Origin of the sequence: Humitalea rosea (assembly GCF_003253705.1) — a bacterium.
GTDB classification, from domain to species: domain Bacteria; phylum Pseudomonadota; class Alphaproteobacteria; order Acetobacterales; family Acetobacteraceae; genus Humitalea; species Humitalea rosea.
Window position 1 is genome coordinate 1 of record NZ_QKYU01000004.1, and the last position, 20,077, is coordinate 20,077.

Annotated in this window: 18 protein-coding genes and 1 pseudogene; 4 read left to right on the forward strand and 15 right to left on the reverse strand. The window is 67.5% G+C overall.

Going from position 1 to position 20,077, the window contains the following annotated elements; genetic code table 11:
* Nucleotides 1–224 precede the first annotated feature (224 nt).
* From C8P66_RS04295 to C8P66_RS04350, 12 genes are all read right to left on the reverse strand, one after another.
* Nucleotides 225–1,649: an MmgE/PrpD family protein gene (locus C8P66_RS04295; protein ID WP_158537090.1), complete on the reverse strand. Its 1,425-nt coding sequence runs from the start codon at nucleotides 1,647–1,649 to the stop codon at nucleotides 225–227.
* A 136-nt stretch (nucleotides 1,650–1,785) separates the two neighbouring features.
* Nucleotides 1,786–2,613, reverse strand: coding sequence for an IS5 family transposase (locus C8P66_RS04300; protein ID WP_211314024.1), 828 nt, complete (start codon nucleotides 2,611–2,613; stop codon nucleotides 1,786–1,788).
* Between the two features lie 45 nt (nucleotides 2,614–2,658).
* Nucleotides 2,659–3,117, reverse strand: a complete 459-nt coding sequence (locus C8P66_RS04305) for a Zn-ribbon domain-containing OB-fold protein (protein ID WP_111396931.1) — start codon at nucleotides 3,115–3,117, stop codon at nucleotides 2,659–2,661.
* Nucleotides 3,114–4,307, reverse strand: coding sequence for a thiolase family protein (locus C8P66_RS04310; protein ID WP_111396932.1), 1,194 nt, complete (start codon nucleotides 4,305–4,307; stop codon nucleotides 3,114–3,116). Before C8P66_RS04310 ends, C8P66_RS04305 begins: the two co-directional genes overlap by 4 nt.
* A 193-nt stretch (nucleotides 4,308–4,500) precedes the next feature.
* Nucleotides 4,501–5,709, reverse strand: a complete 1,209-nt coding sequence (gene pobA, locus C8P66_RS04315; protein ID WP_111397125.1) for a 4-hydroxybenzoate 3-monooxygenase — start codon at nucleotides 5,707–5,709, stop codon at nucleotides 4,501–4,503.
* Nucleotides 5,710–5,779: 70 nt separating this feature from the next.
* A complete protein-coding gene (locus C8P66_RS04320) occupies nucleotides 5,780–6,934 on the reverse strand; it encodes an acyl-CoA dehydrogenase family protein (protein WP_111396933.1) in 1,155 nt (384 codons plus the stop codon).
* Between the two features lie 13 nt (nucleotides 6,935–6,947).
* Entirely contained in the window at nucleotides 6,948–7,433 is a 486-nt protein-coding gene (locus tag C8P66_RS04325) for a MaoC/PaaZ C-terminal domain-containing protein (RefSeq protein WP_111396934.1), read from the reverse strand.
* Between the two features lie 14 nt (nucleotides 7,434–7,447).
* Nucleotides 7,448–9,601 (reverse strand): acetate--CoA ligase family protein, encoded by a 2,154-nt coding sequence (locus tag C8P66_RS04330; protein WP_111396935.1) that lies wholly within the window; start codon nucleotides 9,599–9,601, stop codon nucleotides 7,448–7,450.
* 86 nt (nucleotides 9,602–9,687) lie between these two features.
* Nucleotides 9,688–10,227 (reverse strand): FAD-dependent oxidoreductase, encoded by a 540-nt coding sequence (locus C8P66_RS04335; RefSeq protein WP_111396936.1) that lies wholly within the window; start codon nucleotides 10,225–10,227, stop codon nucleotides 9,688–9,690.
* A complete protein-coding gene (locus C8P66_RS04340; RefSeq protein WP_111396937.1) occupies nucleotides 10,227–11,345 on the reverse strand; it encodes a CaiB/BaiF CoA transferase family protein in 1,119 nt (372 codons plus the stop codon). Before C8P66_RS04340 ends, C8P66_RS04335 begins: the two co-directional genes overlap by 1 nt.
* Nucleotides 11,333–11,995, reverse strand: a complete 663-nt coding sequence (locus C8P66_RS04345) for a nitroreductase (RefSeq protein WP_211314026.1) — start codon at nucleotides 11,993–11,995, stop codon at nucleotides 11,333–11,335. The genes C8P66_RS04340 and C8P66_RS04345 overlap by 13 nt, the downstream gene beginning before the upstream one ends.
* A 96-nt stretch (nucleotides 11,996–12,091) precedes the next feature.
* Complete coding sequence (locus C8P66_RS04350) at nucleotides 12,092–13,051, reverse strand: Bug family tripartite tricarboxylate transporter substrate binding protein (RefSeq protein ID WP_111396939.1); 960 nt, start codon at nucleotides 13,049–13,051, stop codon at nucleotides 12,092–12,094.
* Between the two features lie 183 nt (nucleotides 13,052–13,234).
* Here C8P66_RS04350 and C8P66_RS04355 point away from each other — a divergent pair, with 183 nt between their 5' ends.
* The 3 genes from C8P66_RS04355 to C8P66_RS04365 all read left to right on the forward strand — a co-directional run bounded on the left by C8P66_RS04355 (nucleotide 13,235) and on the right by C8P66_RS04365 (nucleotide 15,804).
* A complete protein-coding gene (locus C8P66_RS04355) occupies nucleotides 13,235–14,041 on the forward strand; it encodes a FadR/GntR family transcriptional regulator (protein ID WP_111396940.1) in 807 nt (268 codons plus the stop codon).
* A 283-nt stretch (nucleotides 14,042–14,324) separates the two neighbouring features.
* Nucleotides 14,325–15,479 carry an IS4 family transposase gene (locus C8P66_RS04360; protein WP_111396941.1) on the forward strand — a complete coding sequence of 385 codons (1,155 nt, stop codon included), beginning with the start codon at nucleotides 14,325–14,327 and terminating at the stop codon, nucleotides 15,477–15,479.
* A gap of 13 nt (nucleotides 15,480–15,492) precedes the next feature.
* Entirely contained in the window at nucleotides 15,493–15,804 is a 312-nt protein-coding gene (locus tag C8P66_RS04365; RefSeq protein WP_111396942.1) for a hypothetical protein, read from the forward strand.
* 301 nt (nucleotides 15,805–16,105) lie between these two features.
* Here C8P66_RS04365 and C8P66_RS04370 read toward each other — a convergent pair.
* Nucleotides 16,106–16,273, reverse strand: a pseudogene (locus tag C8P66_RS04370) (transposase); the annotation flags it as partial.
* Between the two features lie 497 nt (nucleotides 16,274–16,770).
* On the opposite strand from C8P66_RS04370, the gene C8P66_RS04375 reads away from it, so the two are divergent.
* Entirely contained in the window at nucleotides 16,771–17,562 is a 792-nt protein-coding gene (locus tag C8P66_RS04375) for a DNA-binding transcriptional regulator (RefSeq protein WP_111396943.1), read from the forward strand.
* Between the two features lie 8 nt (nucleotides 17,563–17,570).
* Here the strand turns inward: C8P66_RS04375 and C8P66_RS04380 are convergent, their stop codons facing one another.
* A complete protein-coding gene (locus C8P66_RS04380) occupies nucleotides 17,571–18,953 on the reverse strand; it encodes an MmgE/PrpD family protein (RefSeq protein ID WP_111396944.1) in 1,383 nt (460 codons plus the stop codon).
* Entirely contained in the window at nucleotides 18,950–19,951 is a 1,002-nt protein-coding gene (locus C8P66_RS04385; RefSeq protein ID WP_158537091.1) for a Bug family tripartite tricarboxylate transporter substrate binding protein, read from the reverse strand. The genes C8P66_RS04380 and C8P66_RS04385 overlap by 4 nt, the downstream gene beginning before the upstream one ends.
* Between the last annotated feature and the right edge of the window lie 126 nt (nucleotides 19,952–20,077).

A 20,077-nucleotide genomic window follows, 5' to 3' on the forward strand; every position in this document is an offset into this window, starting at 1 on the left:
CGTTGTCCATACAGCCATCTCCAAGCATCACGCCTGGAGCCGACCCAGCACATTCATACCGACCCGCGAAAGAAGGGCGCCGAGGCTTCGCTTACTATGCGTCCGCCGGTTCGCTTCGTCATTCTCGCTCCTGATCCGCGGCAGCTTCGCCGCTGTCAGGCCGGAAATCCACTTATCGGACTGTCCGAAGTTGCCGAGCCACCCCTTCAATAGGCTCGCCGGTATCAGGTCAGGTCGAGCTCGTCGAACACCCAATCTAGCCGTCGTTCACCTTCGATCCCGAGGATACGCCGCGCGTAGCCCACGGCCCGGTCCTCCGGCATGCGGCTCCGGGTCAGCATCAGGAACTTGCCGACCACATCATCCGGTGTCATGGGATTGCCTGGCGCCCCCTTGGCCGAGCGGGTGAAGGCTTGGTGCCGCGTCCCGTCCGCCAACACAGCCGTCAAGCGGCACTCTTCGTAGTGACGCAGTGCCTCATCCGGCTCGATCTTGACGGAGTGGAGGAAGGCGGCGACGGCCGGGTCGGCAAGGTAGAACGCCGCCCTGATGCTGTGCTCTGGCAGGATCACGTCGTCGCCGGCTGCCACGACCGCGACGCAGAACTGCGTGTGGAACCGTGCCTCATTGGCCGAAATCGGCGGCGCATTCTTCGAGACGGCTGGAAGGACGTACTGCGGCATTTCGATAGTGATCGTCGCGCCGCGCAACCGGTCTGTGCCAATTGCCCGGCGCTGCTCCGCCATCAGGTCCAGCGCCGCGTGGATGTAGCCACAGCAGGCGTGCTGCTTGCGCCGTGGCCGGGCGAGGTGCCACCGCCCCGGCACCGTGACCTCCTTCGGGTCGAATCGGTCAGCAACCGTGCGGAAGTAGCCGCGCGACCCCTCCAGCAGCTCGCGGGGGCCGGTCATGCCGTGGGCGGCGTAGCGGGCGGCGGTGATCGCCGTTGCCGCTGGCAGGGCGCCGAACAGCATCGCCTTCACCGTTCCGCCGTCGCCAAAGATCACCTCTGACGGGCACCAGCCGCCCAGCGCGCCACTGATCGCGATAGCGTCTGCCACTTGCCCCTCGTCCAACCCGAGGAGCAGTGCGACGCCGGCGGCCGCGCCAAAGCTGCTGGGCAGGCCGACGGGGGTAAGGCCCACCGCGGTGTAGGGGCGGATCGCCGGGTAGAAGGCGCTGTACACGCGGGCTGTCGATTCGAGGCCAGCGATGACGGCACGCAGGAGATCGGATCCGCTGGACCGCCGCTGCTGCACGAGGGCGAGCATCGCCGTGACGGTGCCGATGCTCGCGTGGCCGCCGATCAGGTCGTTCAACTCGAACACGTCGCCCAGATAGCCGTTCAGCCGCGCCGCGGATTCGGGCGACAGCTTCAGAGACGCGCCGAGGACTGAGGCCGTTCCTGCCGCCGCGCCTTCCCGCTCGGCCCGCAGCAGGGCCTGGACCTCCGGAGCGTGCCATCCGGCGATGATGCAACCGATCGTGTCAAGGATACAGGCGGCCGCCTGGCGTCGTACCTCCGCCGGCACGGCTGCGAGGTCGAGACCGTGCGCGAAGCCGGCCAGCGACTCAATCAGCGTGGACGCCCTGGCGCTCGGCGCCTCCGCCACTCGCCCGGCTTTCGCAGTCAGTGTCGCGTCAGGCATGGGGTCTTTCTTTCGAAATGCTGGGGGTCTTGGCCGGCGGCCAGTAGACGGCGCTGCCGCCGGACGCGTCGGACGTGGAGCGACTGCGTTGCAGGGACCGGTTTGGAGGCGCAGGAGGCCGTCGGGGGGTCTGCGGTCATGCGAGCCGGACATACTCCGGCCGTCCGAGCCCGATCATGCGGTTCAGCGCGCTGACGGCGATAGCCACCTCCGTCGCGCGGCGCCCGTCCGTACGCGAGCGCAGTCCGCCGCCCATGACCCGCTTGAAGCGCGCGATATCCGCCTCAACCAGGGCGCGCCGGTTGTAGCCCACGGCCTTCTGCCAGCCCCTGCGTCCGCGCTCGGCGATGGTCTGCAGGTGCTGGTCGCGCTGGGTTGGTGCCGTTTCGGCCGTCGCACTCGGCACGGCGCTGGATCGGGGTGGCAGGACCACGGCAGCATCGGGGTGCCGTGCGGCGACCTCACCGTAGACACTGTCCTGGTCGTAGGCGCCATCGGCCGTGAACGAGGCGATCGGGTCCGCGACCTGGTCGAGCAAGGGCCCGACCTGGGAGGCGTCATCGACGTCCTGCGCTGCCAACCCGGCCGCGACGATCCGTCCGGTGTCGGCATCCACACCAATGTGCAGCTTGCGCCACGACCGGCGCGTCCTGCTCCCGTGCTTCTCAACCAGCCACTCGCCCGGGCCACACAGCTGCAGCCCTGTGCTGTCCACCAGCAGGTGCACGGGGCGGCTGCCGGAGTGAGAGCGTGGCATTTCCAGTGTCTCGGCCCGGCGACTGCGGGTTGAGTGATCCGGCACGGCCAGATCGAGACCGAGCAGAGCGGGAATGGAGCCGATCCGGCCCTCGGTCTGGCGGAGAGCCAGACGGAACACCGCGCGCAAGGTCAGGGCTGTGGTGATCGCCAGGGCCGGATAGCGCGGCTGCCCGCCGCGGCGGTCGGCATTCGCCTTGAATGGCAAGCTCGGCTCTCCTCGATGATGGCAGGGCATCGTCCCCTCACGATCCTACCCCGGGCGGGGCGCCAAGCCGACCGATGCAATACACCCGCCATCGGGCCTCGCGGCGAAGAGCGGCCCGTCGTCGTAGGAGAGCGCCACGAGCCGCACAGGGCTGTCGAGCGTTGCAGGCCCTCCGCCGAGCAGGCGCGTCGCAAGTCGCACCCCTTCTTCCAGATCCACGATCGCTACCCGGTACGGCGCCTCCTGACGAAATGAAGCTGGCGCCGCGTGGATCGTCGTTGAGGAATAGAGGCGGCCATTGCCAGACAGCTCGTGCCAGAGGATGCGGCGTGACCAGCAATGGGGGCAGATCACCTTCGGGGGGAAGCTGAACCGCCCGCAATCGTCGCACCGCGTGGTCTGGAAACGGCCCTCTAGCAGGCCCTCCCAGAACGGTGCCGTGGTGGCCGTGACCCTCGGCGGATAGGGACGGCGCCCTGGGCGGGACAAAACCTCGATGGTCATCGAACTGCCTCAAGCACATGAACGAGTGCGGCGTTGTAGTTGCCCAGTTCAGCGCTGGTCAGCGCAAGCCGCGCGTCGCGCACCTGCCGCTCCCCGGCGCGCCCCTGGAGTTGCTCCAACACCTCCACGAACGTGTAGAAGGGCGTTACATAGGCCGGGTGGCCGCGGGACTGCAGGCCTCCCGAGGTGCAAATTGGAATGCGCCCGCCGAGGCTCGTTTCACTCTCCGCCGCGCCGTGCGCCCCGCGGCCGCGCGGCATTAGGCCCAGCGCCTCACTGACCAGCACCTCAACAATGGTGCAGGGTGCATAAACCTCCGCGAAATCAATATCCGACGGCCCGACGCCCGCCGCCGCATAGGCCGCCTGCCCGGATCTCTGTGCGGCGGCCAGGGCGGTCATGTCGTTCGGTACTTCGCTGATCTGGTGCGCGCCCTCGTGGTAGAAGCCGCGGCCGCGGATGAGCGCGTAGGGCCTGCCGGTCGCGCGTGCGACTTCCTCCTCCGCAAGCACGAGGCACACTGCACCGTCGCTGCGCGGCGGCACCTCGAACAAGCCGAGCGGCTCGACGATCATCGGCTGAGCGAGGACATCTTCCATCGTGATCAGCTTACGAAACTGCGCAAGCGGGTTCAGCGAGGCGTGGCGGCGGTTCTTGACGGCGACGCTGGCGATCGCCTCACGCGAGACACCGTACTCGTGCATGTAGCGGGCGGCGTCCATCGCGTACCATGCGATGGGCGTGAAGCCGAAGGGAACCTGGAAGTCCACGTCACCCGTGGCGCGCATGGAACTCATCATGTGTTCTGCGGCCGAGGTCGCCGTCTCGAAGTTCACGCCCAGGGCGAGCGCCACCTTGGCGCGTCCGAGCAGTATGTCGTCCACCGCACGCTCGAAGGCCAGGCCGGCCGTCATGCCATTGCCAAGCGTTTCCGAAACGGTACCTGTGCAGGGAAGGCGCAGGTAGTGCGCCATGAAGGTCGCGAAGTACTTCTGCAGCGTATAAGGACGACACTGCGCGAAAGCGAGCGAGCCGATGTCGCGCCGGTCGATGCCGGCCTCAGCCACCGCATCGGCGACTAAGCTGGCGAGAACCTCGTGCTCCAGCACTTGCAGCGCTGCATCGGCGGGCGTCTGCCACTTGCCGCAGGGTAGGGCAGCGGCGGCAACCAATGCGACACGGCGGCTCACCAGATCGATCCCTGCCGATAAGACGCAAGGTAGTACATGCACTTGCTGCACAAGGTCGCCATTCCAGCCACTCCTCCTGATCCTTCTACGCTAACCTGCGATAAGGTTGCATGGAATTTTCTTAAAACCCGGTGCGTTACTTCCGCCGCTTACCAGGACGAGGTTGTCGCGTTGAGTGCGGCCGAGCCATGGATCACCTACCTCCAAGCGGCGTGGCCGCATAGGCCAGGGGCAGACCGACGTAGTTCTCCGCCACAACCATCTGCGCCCTCTCGGACGCGCGGATGTAGGCGAGTTCGGCCACTTGCATGTGCCGCGCGAAATCATCCATTTCCGGGAAGCGGTGCGTCAGGCTGGTGAACCACCAGGAAAAGCGCTCTGCCATCCAGACGCGGGCCAGGGCACGCCCCGAATAGGCGTCGAGACCGACGTCAGAGCCACGGGCGTAGTGCTCCATGAGGGCGTCGGCGAGGAAGCCAACATCGGAGGCAGCCAGGTTCAGCCCCTTTGCCCCAGTCGGCGGGACGATGTGGGCCGCATCGCCGGCCAAGAAAAGGCGGCCGTAGCGCATTGGCTCGGCCACGAAGGAGCGGAGCGGCGCGATGCTCTTCTCGATTGCCGGGCCGCGCGTCATGCGGGAAGCGGCCCGGGGGCCGAGGCGGAGGGCCAACTCGTCCCAAAGGCGCTCGTCGGGCCAGTCCTCCAGCCGCTCGGTCAGCGGCACCTGCACGTAGTAGCGGCTGCGCGTGTGCGAGCGCATGGAGGCCAGGGCGAAGCCGTTGAGATGGTTGGAGTAGATCAGTTCTTCGTTACAGGGCGGGACGTCGGCCAAAATGCCTAGCCAGCCGAAGGGATAGACCCGCTCGAAGACGCGCAGGACATCGTCGGGGATGCTGGCGCGGCTGATGCCGTGATAGCCGTCGCAGCCCGCCACGAAGTCGCAGGCGATGCGGTGGCTCTCGCCCCCGTGCTGGTAGGTGACCTGGGGGCGGCCGCCGGCGAGGTCGTGCAGGGCGACCTCCTCCGCCTCGAAAAGGAGGGCGGCGCCGCGGGACTGGTGGGCGCGGATGAGGTCCTGCGTCACCTCGGTCTGGCCATAGACGGTGACGGACCTGCCGCCGGTCAGCCCGTGCAGGTCGATGCGGAACACGTCGCCGTCCAGCGCCATCTGCACGCCGTGATGGGGCAGGCCCTCGCGGTGCAGGCGCTCGCTCACCCCGGCGCGGTCCAGTAGCTCCACCGTGCCCTGCTCGAGCACACCGGCGCGGATGCGGGCTTCGACATAAGCCTGCGACCTGCGCTCCAGCACCAGGCAGTCGATGCCCGCCGCATGGAGAAGTTGGGACAGCAGAAGACCGGCCGGGCCGGCGCCGACGATCACGACCTGGGTATGGCGAGGCATGACCTCATCCTCGCCGATGTTGCAGAAGGCCCGGCCTCGGGTCACGGTCAGCCGTCATGCCCGCCACTGTTCAAAGTCCCATGCGCTTGGCGAGGACGTTACGCTGGATCTCGTTGCTCCCGCCGCCGATCGGCCCCACGCGGGAATCCCGAAAGAACATCTGCATGTCGTATTCCATCGAGTATCCGGCGCCTCCCATGATCTGCAGCCCCTGGTCGGCGCAGCGGAAGTTATTGTCCGTGCAGATGATCTTCGCGAGGGACGTCTCCTCGATCGCCTGCTGTCCGGCGTCCAGCAGCTCTGCCACGCGGTAGACCGACTGACGCGCCGTCTCCGACATGATGAACATGTCGACGAGCTTGTGCTGGATGACCTGGAAGTTGGTGATGGGCTGTCCGAACTGAATGCGGTCCTTCGCGTAATCGCGGGCATATTCGGTAATCTTGAAGCAATGCCCTGCGGAGATTGCCGCGAGCCCCAGCCGCTCGACCCCAAGGCAGGTCATGATGTTCTTCCAGGCCATGCCCTCCTCGCCGATCAGGTTGCGGGCGGGCACGCGGACATTCTCGAAGAAGACCTCATTTGCATGCGTCGTACGGCGCCCGAGCATCTGAAGAGGGCGAATGGTCACGCCCGGGCTGCGCGTGTCCACCAGGATGGCGCTCATGCCCCGGTGGCGCTCAGCCTTGGGGTCCGTCTTCGCGATCACGACGAGGTAGTCCGCCACATGGGCGCAGGTGATCCACACCTTGCTCCCGTTCAGCACATAGTCGTCCCCGTCCCGGAGCGCCGTGGTCTTGATGCCCGCCACGTCCGATCCGGTCCCGGGCTCCGACATCGCGAGGGCAAGCTTGACCTTCCCGGAGATGATCTTGGGAACGATCTCCTCCTGAACCTCCGGCTTTCCGAACTTGACCACATGCATTCCGGCATAGATCAGCGTGGTGGTCACACCCTGGGCGATGCCGGTGTAGTAGTAGCCGAGCGTCTCCAGCAGGACCGTCAGGTCCTTGTGCGTCCCGCCCATGCCACCGAATTTCTCGGGATAGAAGAGACCGAGATAGCCTGCCTCAGCCAGGGCGTCATAGGCCTCGTGCGGAAACTCGCGTTCCTCATCCATCTTCCGGACACGATCCCAGGGCAGGTGGCGCTCGCAGATCTCAAGAATGCTCTCGCGCATCATGCGCTGCTCGTCGGTCAGGCCGTGTAGGTTCATCAGGGTCATAGCTTCCTCGCGATCAGGCGGCTTCGCCGCTTCGTTCCTGCATGGCCACAACGCCGGCGCGGGTCAGGACCATGGTGGTCATGAGCCCGGTCTGGACGACGTCCCCACGCTGGTTCACCAGCTCCATGCGCCGTACGAGCACGCCCCGGTCCGGCTTCGAGGTCGGTCGCGCCGAAACGATCGTCGTCCGGAGATGCACCGTGTCGCCCAGCAGAATCGGCTTCAGGAACCGCCACTCGTCCACGCCAAGAGCGGCGATCGCCGTCCCATCCAGCTGCCCCAGGTCGTAGGAAAGGCCCGTGGAGATCGAGAGCCCAAGGGCACCATGCGCAATGCGCTGCCCCATGGGCGAGCGCCGGCTGTGCTCCGCGTCGGTATGCATCGGGTTCCTGTCACCCGACACCCAGGCGAAGGTCACGACGTCCGTCTCCGTCACGGTCCGTCCGGGGCTGGTTTCCACTTGGCCAACCTCGAATTCTTCGATGCAACGTCCCCGCATGGCGTGACCCTCCCTCAAGACAACACGATCAGGGCGTCGGCCGCGACCGCGCCCTTCCGGCCCACGATCAAAGGGTTCACGTCCGCCTCTCCGATGAGGTCACCGAGGTCGGCCGCCATCTCGGAGAAGCGGCAGATCACGTCCACGGCCGCCTCGATGTCGCGCGGCTCCTCCCTCCGATAACCGGAGAGCAGCTTGTGGCCGCGCAGCGATGAAAGCATGTGCCGTGCCCTCTCCGGCGTCGTCGGGGCGAGCGCCGTGGCCACGTCGCCCAGCAGCTCCACCAGGACGCCTCCGAGACCGACCACGACCAGGGGGCCGAACTGCTGGTCGCTCTGGATGCCCAGCACCAGCTCGACGCCCGGCGACACCATGGACTGCACACTGACACCGACGATCCGCGCTTCGGGGCGGTGCCGCGCCGCGGCTGCCAGCACGGCTTCCGTCGCGGCGCGCACCGCCTCCGCGTCGCGTAGATTGAGGCGTATGCCTTCCACCTCCGTCTTGTGCAGGATGTCGGTGGAGGCGACCTTCACAACCACCGGGAAGCCAATGCTGGTCGCGGCGGCGGCGGCGGCCTCTGGCGTTGCCGCCACCTCCTCCCGTGGCACGGCGATACCGTAGGCAGCCAGGATGCGCTTGGAATCCCGTTCGCCCAGCGCCTTGCCGCCTGCGCGGGCCGCGGCGATCACGGCACGCGCGGTCGCAACCGCGTCACACGGGGAGAGACGCGGGGCAACTCCTTCAGTCGCGGCGGCGCGGCGGGCATGCCAGTCCATCCATGCGCGGATACTGTTCGCGCAGCGCTCGGAGGACCGAAACAGGGTAACGCGCTCGTCGGCATCTAGCACCGCGCTGCCCGGCCCCTCCAGCCAATCGGTCATCCACACCGCCGCGACCGCGCAGTCCGAGCGGGCCGCGACGTCGCTGATCACGGGCGCCCGGGCGCCCGTCGCGCCAGCGTGCGCGAAGACGAGAGGCACGATGACGGCGCTGAAGCTGGGATCCTGCACGAAGGCGTCAAGGCAGTGGGCGAAAGTCGAGGCAGTCTTCAGTACTTCCGCCGTGAGGTCGGCCGGGTTCGCCACAGCGCCGAAATCCGGCACAACCTGCTCCAGCGCCGCACGGGTCTGCGGGGCGAGTTCGGGCAGGGCGAGGCCCGCCTTCTCGGCCTTGTCGGCATTGATGACGCCGGCGCCGCCGGAGGTCGCCATGATCCCCACGCCCGGTCCGCGCCTCGGCGGCCCGTTGCGCGTCATGAAACTCGCCATCTCGATGACGGCTTCCAGGTCATCGACCACGATCGCGCCGCACTCCTCGAAGGCGGCGCGATAGGCCGCGACACTGCCGACCAGGGTTCCGGTGTGGGATAGCGCCGCCTTGCCGCTCGCCTCGCCGTTGCCGGCCTTGTAGACGATCAGCGGCTTGCCCGCCGCAGCTGCGAGGCGCGCGGCCTCCAGGAAGCGCTGGCCGCTCTGCAGGCCTTCGAACAGGCAGGTGATGGCGCCGACCTCCGGGTCATCGGCCATGCAGGCGATCATGTCGCAGATGTCGACATCTGCGGCATTTCCGGCAGCGAGGTAGTGGCTGATGCTTACGCCCCGGGTTATTGACTGAAGAATGGCGTAGCCGAGCGCGCCGCTCTGCGACACGATGGCCACGCGCCCGATCTTGCGGCCGCGGACCATCTCCCCGCAGTCCGGCATGAAGTTCATCAGCGCGCCGGTACGCAGGTTCGAGAGGCCGACACAGTTCGGCCCCACCAGCCGCAGACCACCGCGCTTCGCGGTGGCGACAAGCTGCTCCTGCTCCGCGACACGCGCCGGCAGGCCGGTCTCGGAAAAGCCTGAAGCGTATACAATGGCACCGCCCGCACCGATGCGGATGGCCTGCTGCACCGTGTCCTCCACGAGTTGGCGCGCCACGCAGAGAACGATGCTGTCCGGCGTTTCCGGCAGATCCTCCAGGCTCGGAACGCAGGATCGTCCGGACACCTCACGGTACTTCGGGTTCACGCCGTAGACCTTTCCGGCGAAGCCCGAGAGGTTGGCGAGGGTGCGCTGACCAAAGGATCCCATGGTCTCTGATGCGCCAACCACGGCAATGACGCCCGGATCAACCACGCGCCGCAATTCATCCAGGCGATAGAGACCGCGATTGTCCTGCATGCCTGAGTTCCTCCGCGCGACGCTTCGTCATTAAGTAAGTAATGGACGGTCCATTTAGTCAAGGGGGAGAATTCTCGGGTGAGGTATCAGCTCCCCTCGATCGCGATGAAATCGGCGATAGCCGAGTTGAACATCATGCCGAGGAAGGTGATCGTCTCCAGCGGCTTGCGCAGCCGCCGCATCTCCGGCCCGAGGCGGCGCGCATCATAGGGCAGCGCCGAGACCGAGCGGCCGATGGCAACGCCGCCATTCCGGTCCGGGTGGTAGTCCGGGTAATCGGCGAGGGCGAACTTCACCTCGGTCTCCCGCTCGAAGAACTCGAGCATCCGCGGGCCGTTTTCGAGAAAGGCTTCCACCCGCGCCTCGTCGAAATGGTTGCCGGCCTCGCCGCGCATGTAGGTCCGGGCAGCCTCGCGGCTGTCCTCGATGCCGCGCGCCTTCGCCAGGTGGTTGCCGGGGATCCAGAGGATGCCGCCCGAATAGGCCGTGGTGCCGCCGAAGACGGGCTCCTTCTCCACCACCAGCACCTCCAGCCCCGCCTTGCGCGCTACGATGGCGGTCGCCAGCCCACCTGCGCCCGATCCCACCACCAGCACGTCACAGTGACGCGTTCCGTTCTCGGCCATTATCCGGTCCTTTCCTCCTCGCGGGATGCCGCGCTCCACCTCGCCAGCACCGCCGCCGCGCCGCCGGGCACTTCTGTCGTCGGGCGAATGGCGCCCCGCGTGCGGGAGAGGCGGGGGGCGGGCGCGGGCTGAAGCTGCCCACCGATCTCCTGCTGGACCCTGCGCGCGGCCATGTGTGGGTGCGCGGCCACTGCTTCGAGGGGCAGCACCGGGCTGACGCAGGCCTCGGTAGGCCCAAGACGCTCGGCCCACTCCTCCCGCGTCCCTCGGCGAAAGGCTTGTGCCAGGGCGGCTCGGATGACCGGCCAGGCCGCGCGATCCTCGCGGGGCGGCAGGGCGTCCGGCGCGATGCCGAGGCCGGCGAGGAGCGCCTTCCAGAAGGGTTCCTCCAGTGCGCCGACGGCGACGTGCCCGCCGTCGGCGGTTTCGTAAGTCGTGTACCAGGGCGCCCCGCCGTCCAGCAGGTTCTCACCCCGCCGCGGGACCCAGCCGCTGCGGGCAGCCATGCCGTGAAACACCGCCATCATGGCTGAGGCGCCGTCCACCATCGCTGCGTCCACCACTTGGCCGCGGCCGCTGGCACGCGCCTCGATCACGGCGCAGAGCACGCCGAAGAGAAGGAACATTGACCCGCCGCCGTAGTCGCCAACGAGGTTCAGTGGCGGCACCGGCGCGCCGCCCGCGGGGCCAATGGCGTGCAGGGCCCCGGTGAGCGCGATGAAGTTGATGTCGTGGCCAGCCGTCCGGGCCAGCGGCCCGTCCTGGCCCCAGCCGGTCATGCGGCCGTAGACGAGGCGCGGGTTGTGCGCCAAGCAGGTATCCGGCCCCAGGCCCAGACGCTCCATCACCCCGGGCCGGTTGCCCTCCAGCAGCACCTCCGCCCTGGCGGCGAGGTCAAGGGCCGCAGTCTGGTCTTCCGCCTGCTTGAGGTCGAGCACGATGACGCAGCGGCCGCGCAGGGTGGGGTCGTCTCTCGGGTCCCGCCGCGGCCCCGGGCGGACCACCTGCACCACCTCGGCCCCCATGTCAGCGAGCAGCATCGCGGCGAAGGGCACGGGCCCGATCGCGCCGAACTCCAGCACACGCAGCCCGGCGAGCGGCCCCGTCACGACCGCCACTCCACGACCTCCTCGGTCGGCGCACGGCTGGTGCGGAACGCATTGGCTGGATGCGATGCATCCTCGAAGCGGAAGGCAATGCCGCACACCACCTTGCGGCTCTCCGGGATGCCGAAATGAGTGCGCAGGAAGGGGGAGTAGGCCGCCAGGGCCGCCTGCGCGACGCAGGCGACACCCAGCGCCTGAGCCGTGAGCATGAAGGCGGTGATATAGGCGCCGCAATCGACGGCACCGTAGGTTCCCAGCGCCGCTTCAGTCGTCACCAGCGCCGCGTGTGGAGCGCCGAAAAGTCGGAAGTTTTCGGCCGCCTGCCGCGCCGAGGCCCCCCGGTCGCCCCGCGCGACACCGACCGCGTCGTGGAGCTGGAAACCGCATTCCCGCCGCCTATCCTGGTATTCACCGCGGTAGGCTTCAGGGAAGGCGATGTCCGGCCGCCGCTCCCCCGACCGCACATGTTCCATCAACCCCACGCGAAGAGCTTCGGTCGCCGCGCCGGAGGTGGTGATCACCCGCCAGGGCTGCGCGTTGCACCAGGAGGGCGTGCGCTGTGCGGCGGTCAGGATGCGCCTGATGACCGCTTCGTCCATCGACTCGGGACGGAACGCGCGGCAACTGTGCCGTCGCGCGAGGATGTCCTCGAGCATCGCCATGGCATGGCCCGGAGACGCGACACGATCATCCGGCATGGCCGGTCCCGCGGCTGGAGGGATCGGGTTCAACACTGGCCCCTGCCATGAAAGCCAGCGCTACTCAGGCTTGATGTTTGCCGAGGTTATCACGGAGCGCCACATGGCCTCCTCCTCAGTCAACAGCCTCGAAAACTCCTGTGGCGTGGAGCCCACCGGCTCCATCCCGGCGGAGCGGAGCACCTGCTGGACGGAAGGCAGCGCGAGACCCTGCCGTACCGCAGCCGCGATCTTCTCGACAATCGGTGAGGGCGTGCGCGGCGGCGCGAGAAGTCCAAACCAGATCTCGACGTTGTAGCCCGGCAGCACGTCTGAGATCGGCGGCACGCCTGGAACCTCGGGAGAGGCCTGCGCCGAGCTGACCGCTAGGGCCTTCAGCCTCCCGGCCTCGATCTGGGCGTTCATGGCGGTCGAGGTGGTGGTCAGCACGAACTGCACCTCCCCCGCCACCACTGCAAGACTCGCAGGCGCCTGCCCGCGGTACGGAATATGCGTGGCACTGAAGTCGGCCATCTGACTTAACAGCAGAGTTGCGACATGGCCGAGCGAGGCAACGCCCGCAGTGGCGTAATTCAACCGGCCGGGGCGCTCGCGCGCATAGGCAATGAACTCGCGCAGGTCGCGCGGCGGCAGGGAAGCTGGCGTCACGAGCACGAGCGGGGCTCCGGTCACCCGGGTGATCGCTGTCAGCGCCGTTCCGCGATAGCCAATGTTCGGATCGGTAAGAGGCAGGATAGTGGCCGGGCCGTTATTGGCAATGACAAGGGTATGACCGTCGGGCGCGGCGTTCATCAGTTCGCGCATACCGATAGCTCCTGCCCCACCTCCCCGATTCTCGATCACCACCGGCTGACCCAGCCTGGCCCGAAGCGGTTCCTGAAGAGCACGGGCGATGACATCGGTCGTGCCGCCTGCCGGATAGGGGATGATCACGCGTATCGGCCGGTTCGGGAATTCCTGGGCGAGGGCGGGCGCCGCTAGCATCAGCAGCGCGGCAAGGAGAGTGTTCCGCTTCTTCATTGGCGTTTCCTCACTGTCTTACAGCCGGCCGGGCGGCCGGGCAGAGCGCCGACTATCAGGGTTTTGGACCGTCCATTCAAGAGCATTCCACTCGTATTGCGGACCTGTTATGGCTGCGCTGGTTTTAAGGCGGCCAGCCCCTCTGCACTGGTGTAGGGCGACCGCCTGGGGAAGGATCGCTTGATGGGACGGCCGGGGGCTAAGCTAAAGACGTCCGATATAGAGAATGCGAAGACGCCCTCCCCCAGGGCGAGCCGCGAGCCGGCGGCTCCCACCCGCTCAGTACCCGCGGCCTTCGCTCCGATCAGGCCGCTGCGTATCTCGGAGGAGATCGGCGCACGAATCCGCCAGCAGATTGCGGCCGGCGAGTTGAAGCCCAATGATCGCTTGCCCACTGAGCGCGAACTATCAGACATGTTCGCCGTCAGCCGCATGGCAGTGCGCGAGGGCATGCGCAACCTGGAGGCAGCCGGGCTCATCACTTTGCGCAAGGGCCGCAATGGTGGCGCCTTCGTGGCCGAGAGTGGCGCCAAGCTCGTCACCCAGTCCTTCCGGGACATGATTGATCTCGGGCGTGCCTCGCTGGACATGCTGCTGGAAGCGCGGCTGCATGTGATGGGCACCGTGGTGCGCTTGGCCTGCCGGCGCGCGACCCCTGCCGACCTGGTCGCGCTGCAGCAAAATCTTGACGAGGCGGCGGCGCTGACCGAGCGCGGCCTCCTGGAGGAGCGCACCTCCAAGGCAATCGGCTTCAATCGGCTGCTCGCCGAGGCCACAGGCAACATCATGCTCACTGCCGTGGTTGAAGGACTCAGTGAGGTGCTTCGCCACTTCGTCGCGCAGGCCGGGCGACGTGTGCATGATCCCGTGCTGGCCGTGAGGCGCAAGTTGCTTGCGCAGATCAGCGCCCGGGACGAGGAGGGCGCTGTGCTCACAATGGAGACCTATCTGCGAGGCCTCCAAGATTATCTTGACAACGCTCGCCGCTAGGTAGGGAACCGTAAGCGGGGCAAATTCCCGGGCGGTTTCCGCAAGGCTGCTCGGTCTGGCGCACCCTCGGCCACCAAGAATGGCGGCTATCCGCCATTTCTGGTCGTTGCGGTCGGCGATGCTACACCTGCGTGCCCGGGAATTTGCCCCGGTTACACCGAAAGTCCCGACGGCCCGAAACCTGTCGCGATGCTCACGAATCCCCTCATTTCGCCTAGCCCCGCTAGACCCGATTCGGACGCGCTTTGTAGACCTTCGGGAGCATTGGCGGAGGGTCAGGATTATGGTGCAGGCGGAGCGGTCGCGAGTGCGTTTGCGCGATGTTCGCGGGTTCATTGGCGAGTTGTATGCACACGACCTGCACGCCAAGCGGGTGGATGCGCTGGCGGGCGCCACGCTGGGCGTGATGGCTGGCGCGTCGCTGGCGGTGGCGATGATCGGCCAGGCACTGGCGCTGGCGCGGGGGCTGGTCACCAAGCATGCTGTCAAGCAGGTGGACCGGCTGTTGAGCAACGGCGCGATCGACGTGTGGGACAGCTTTGCCCGCTGGGTGCCGAACCAGATCGGCGCCCGGCGCGACGTTCTGGTGGCGATGGGCTGGACCGATTTCGACCGCGACGGCCAATCGACGCTGGTGCTGAGCCTGGTGACGGGGCATGGCCGCGCGGCGCCGCTGATCTGGCTGACCGTCTGGAAGGACGAGATCGCGACCCGCCGCAACGACTATGAGGATGCCTGCCTGCGCCGGCTTGCCGAGACGGTCCCGCCGGACTGCCGGGTGACCATTCTGGCCGATCGCGGGTTTGGCGACCGGAAGCTGTTCGCGTTCCTGGGCGAACTCGGCTTCGCCTACGTCATCCGCTTTCGCGGCAACATCCGCGTCACCGACGGCGACGGCCAGAGCAAGCCTGCCGTCGAGTGGGTCGGCCGAGGCGGCCGGGCGCGCAAATTGCGCGATGCCCGGGTCACGGCACAGGGACAGCGGGTTGGCGCCGTCGTGTGCGTGCATGCCAAGGGCATGAAGGAGCCATGGTGCCTGGCCGCCAGCGACCCGCAGGCGAGCGCGTCCATGCTGGTCAATCACTATGCGCGGCGCTGGACCATCGAGCCGCAATTTCGCGACACCAAGGATCTGCGTTTCGGGATGGGGCTGTCGGCGACGCGCATCGGCGAGCCGATGCGGCGCGACCGGTTGCTGCTGGTCAGCGCCTTCGCGGTCGCTCTGCTGACGCTGCTCGGCACGGTAGGCGAGCGTCTGGGCATGGACCGGCTGCTCAAGTCCAACACCAGCAAGACGCGCACGCACTCGCTGTTCCGCCAGGGCTGCATGCTCTACGAACTGATCCCCACCATGCCAGAGCACAGGCTCGCTCCGCTCATGCGGGAATTCGCACAGGCAGTGTCACAGGCAGGCGAATTCAGTGGAGCGCTTGCCTGAACGAAATGAGGGGATGATTGAGGTCGCGATGTACACATTCATCGTCAAGGGCGTTGCTGGCGCAATCACCAACGAGGATCGCGCCACTCTCCGTCTGCACCCCGTGCATGAAATCATTGCCGATCTCGATTCCAGTCGCTACCGCGCAGCGCTCGGCATGCTGGTGCGGTGGCAGGGGCAGACCGAGTATCGCCTCGGCTTCAATGACTGCGTGACCTTCGCCGCGGAGATGGCGCGTGCCGTTGGCATGTCGGTGCCGAACCGACAATTCCGAGATCCGATAGATTACCTCGCGGCGATGATAGCGAACAATCGTCCAACATAGGGCGCGCCGCTCATCCAATTTTTTCCTGCCAGAGACATTTTTCCCCGGTTCCCTTTGCTGCCACGATGGGCGCGCAGAATAGGCGCCGGGAGTGGAGACCGTTCGAATCCAGGCGCACCTCCTCCGCCAGTTCCCATGCGAGCCGTGCTCTCCGCCTGACCGGACGCCGCGCTGAGTGGCAGGTTTCCTGGGGTTTTCTGGGTGGACCTGTTGACTGGCCAGACGTGGAGATGGCCGGAAATCGCTCTCCGGAGGCCAATTCTCTCCGGACCTCCTGACTTGGGCATATTAGAGCCTGTCGTCAATTGAGCCAGACGGTAACTGCCGCAAGCTGAATGGCGCCGAGGAAATTTCGGGCGCTTTTGTCGTAGCGCGTTGCGATGGCACGGAACTCCTTGAGTTTGGCGAAGAAGTTCTCGATCAGGTGCCGTGTCTTGTAGAAGTGCTTGTCCGGGCTCCGAGCCACTTTCCGGTGCGCTCGATGGGCTTCGACATAGGCGTGCGCCTAGGCTTGACTCATTTCCGGGAAACCGGCCTGCCCGTGCGATGGTATCCATCCCCATGTCCCCTCGCCGCTGACCAGCCCGTCCAAGGCCGGAGGGCACCGGCAAGCACGGTTTGGCTGCGTTCCGCCGTCGGAAGAAAGCGACCCTGAGCGACCGCCGCATGACGCGGGCGCCCGGGTCGGCGAGCGCGGGGAACGGCGGGCTGGGTCCGTACCCCCGCCTTGACTCGCTATCATTCCAGGATGCGGAATATGCGCGGGCCGCGACCGATCTTGCTCGGCGTGGATGCTAGCCCTGCCGCGGCGGATCCGGGCGCAGGCAAAAGGGGGGACATCGACCGAATGAAGGTCATCGTGATCAGGGGCAAGGGCACAAAGCTGCTCACCTTGGTACAAGGGCGCCCGCCCGTCGCCGGCCGCCTGCTGCCGACGGTATCGCCCCTGCCCTTGCGGCACCGTGAATGAGCGGCCCCCCGGTGCAGTCGGTGCTGCGGGCGCTGGTGCTGCTGAAGGAGCTGAACCGCCAGCGCCACACGACGGTGGACCAGCTGCACCGCGTCTCCGGCCTGCCGAAACCCACCATCATGCGGCTGCTCGGCACGTTGAGCACGGCAGGGCTGGTGGCCAAGGGCGAGCGCGGGCTCGGCTACCGCATCACCTCGCAGGTTGCCGCGCTGAGCTCCGGCTTCCATGGCGGACCGCTGGTGGCAGAGGCCGGGCGCGCCTGGGCGGCGGATCTGACGCGGCGACTGAAGTGGCCGGCGGCGATCGCGGTACCGGACCAGGGGCGCGTGGTCATCAGCGTCAGCACCATGGCCGACAGCGCGGTGTCGCCCTTTCACGCCACGGTCGGCGTGAGCTTCAGCATGGTGACGCGGGCCATCGGCCGCGCCTACCTCGCCTTCTGCCCCGAGGAGGAGCGGCGCATCCTGCTGCGCCTGCTCGCCGCTTCACCCGAAGCCGAGGACAACCCCCCCAACCTGGAACGCGTGGTCCAGGGGATGATCGCCATGGTGCGGCGCCAGGGCTATGCACAGCGCGATCCGAAGGTGGAGCCGCGCAACTCCAACACCGTCGCGGTCCCGATCATGCTGGGTGAGTCGGTCGCCGGCACCCTGGGCCTCAGCTACTTCCGCTCCGTCGTCAGCCATGCCGCCTTGACCGAGGAGCTGGTGCCGGCGCTATGCGAGGCAAGCCGGCAGATCACCGCCTCGATGGAACGGCTGCAGCAGGGCCAGACCCAGGAGGCGTGATTCCGCCATCACGCGAGCGCCCTCAGCCCATCGAACACCGGAGCGACGTCGGCCAGAGTGTCGAGCCGCAGCAGGCTGTCGATCGCCCCATCCGCCTGCCCCGGCGCCAGCGTGTCGCGTGTATTGGCAAGGAACTTCGCAATGATGTCGTCGCGGGACATCGGATTGCTGCGGGTGCCGCGCATGTCGTCGATGCGGTGGGTCAGTTCGCGCCCATCCCGCAGCCGCACCGTGACGGTGCCGCCGGAGCGTGTGGGCTCCGTCGCGAGATCATCCTCATAGACCACCTTATCCGCGAGCGCGTTGACCACGGGGTCCCGCAGGCTGGCCTTGGCATAGGCATCCTTGTCCATGCGGCCGAACACCAGCGCCTCCGCGACCGTGTGCTGCAGGCTGATGCGGCCATGCCAGGTGGTGGCAGGGCGGCGCTTGTCGGCCACCGGCTCGCACATGGTGGCGAAGGAGCGCTTGCCGATCTGGCAGACAACCTCCGCGATGTCATCGGGGCGAAGCCCATGCGTCGCGCGCAAGGCGAGCGCGGCCTCGATATGCGGCATCATGGTGAAGGCGCAGGGGTGCACCTTGGAGGCGATGTTCAGCACCTCCCAGTCCTCCCCGAGGCCGGTGAGCAACGCATCGAAGCGCAGATCGTCGCGGCCCTGCACATGGCTGCGGAACCAGCCGAAGCGCCCGTCGAAGACCGGCGCGGGGCCGGAAATGCCCGCCTGCGCCAGCGCCACCGCGCGCATCGCGCCCGTGGTGGCAAAGCCCACATGCATCATCTTGGTGGAACTGCCATCCTCGAAGGAGGCGTTCAGCCCGGCCGAGAGACTTCCCGCCGCGCCGATGGCATCGCCGATGGCGCGCGCATCCAGCCCGCGCAGCTTGCCCAGCGCATAGGCCGCGCCGAACACGCCGAACACCGCGGTGGGATGGAATCCCAAAGTGTGCAGCCGCACCGGCGTGATGCGGCCGAGCCGGCAGGTCAGCTCGCTGCCCACCAGCACCGCCTCGATCAACTGCCGCCCCGACAGGTGCCTGCGCTGGCTCTCGGGAAAGGCGACGGCGACGCAGGGCGCCGTCGGATGGATGAAGCTCTCGATATGCGTGTCGTCGAATTCCAGCACGGCGGACATCACGCCATTGACGAAGGCCGCGGCCATCGGCGACGTCTCCTCGGCCTCCCCGAGGATCCACGCCCCGCCGCCGGCATCGACCGCCAGCGATGCGCGCCGCGCCGCTGCCACAAGGTCCAACGGCTTCGCCGCCAGCATCACGCCGATCAGGTCGAGCACGCGGAGCTTCGTGCTTTCCACCACTTCGGCGGGGACCTGGTCGAGCGAGAGCCCGGCCGCCCATTCGGCCGCGCGAGCGCTGAGGCGGTCGCTCATTCCGCGGTGATCCCGCTGTTGCGGATGATGGCGCCGAACTGCCGGTTGTCCTCGCGAAGATCCTCCGCAAGCTGCGCGGGTGTGCGGAAGCTCGGCACCACGCCGACGCGGGAGAGGCGCTCAAGAACGACAGGCTCGCGCAGCATCGCCTCGACCTGGCCGGCGAGGAGGTTGACGATCTCCGCCGGCATGTCCGGCGGCCCCATCAGCGCCTGCCAGCCCGAGGTGCGGACACCGGGGTAGCCCTGCTCGGCCATTGTGGGGATGTCGGGGAACTGCGGCAGCCGGCGGTCGCCGACCGCGGCCAGGCCGCGCAACCGGCCCTGCAGGACATGCTGGATCACCACGGTGTCGATCATGAAGTCCACGTCACCGCCCAGCATCGCCTGCACCGCCGGGGCCGAGCCGCGGAAGGGGATGTGCACGGCATCGAACCCGGCCTCGCGCCGGAACATCTCGGTCATCACATGCAGCGTGGAGCCAATGCCGGAGGAGCCATAGTTCAGCTTGCCGGGATTGCGCTTACCGTATTCGACAAGCTCCGCCAGCGTTGCCACGGGCAGCGTGCTGCGGACGGCCAGCAAGCGTTGCGATTCACTGATGTTGGCGATCGGGGTGAAGCCCTTCACCGGATCGTAGCCGACATTGGTCAGATGCGGCAGGATGGCGAAGAGCGCATTGCCAGCCAGCAAGGTCGTGTAGCCATCCGGCGCGGCGCGGGAGACGGCGCGGGCCGCGATGGCGCCGCCGGCACCGCCCTGGTTCTCGACGACGACAGGCACGCCGAGCTTCGCTGACAGGGCCTCCGCCACCATCCGTCCGACCAGATCGCCGGTGCCGCCGGCGGCATAGGCGACGATCAGCCGGATCGGCCGGTCGGGGAAGGCGGCGCTGGCGGTCCGGGTGAGGCCGGTGCCGAGGAGCACCGGAGCCAGCAGCAGGCTGAGCAGCAGACGAAGGCGCCCTGCCCGATTGGTTGGACGGTCTTGGATCGGCATGGCGTAGGCTCCACTGCTGGGCGAAGGATCGGGGGCGTCGCGGTGCTCGGCGGTGACTGCGGCGGCCGGCATGCCTGGGCGCAGCGTCTTGCGGTTCGTGCGGCCATTACCGTGCAAGCGCGCGAA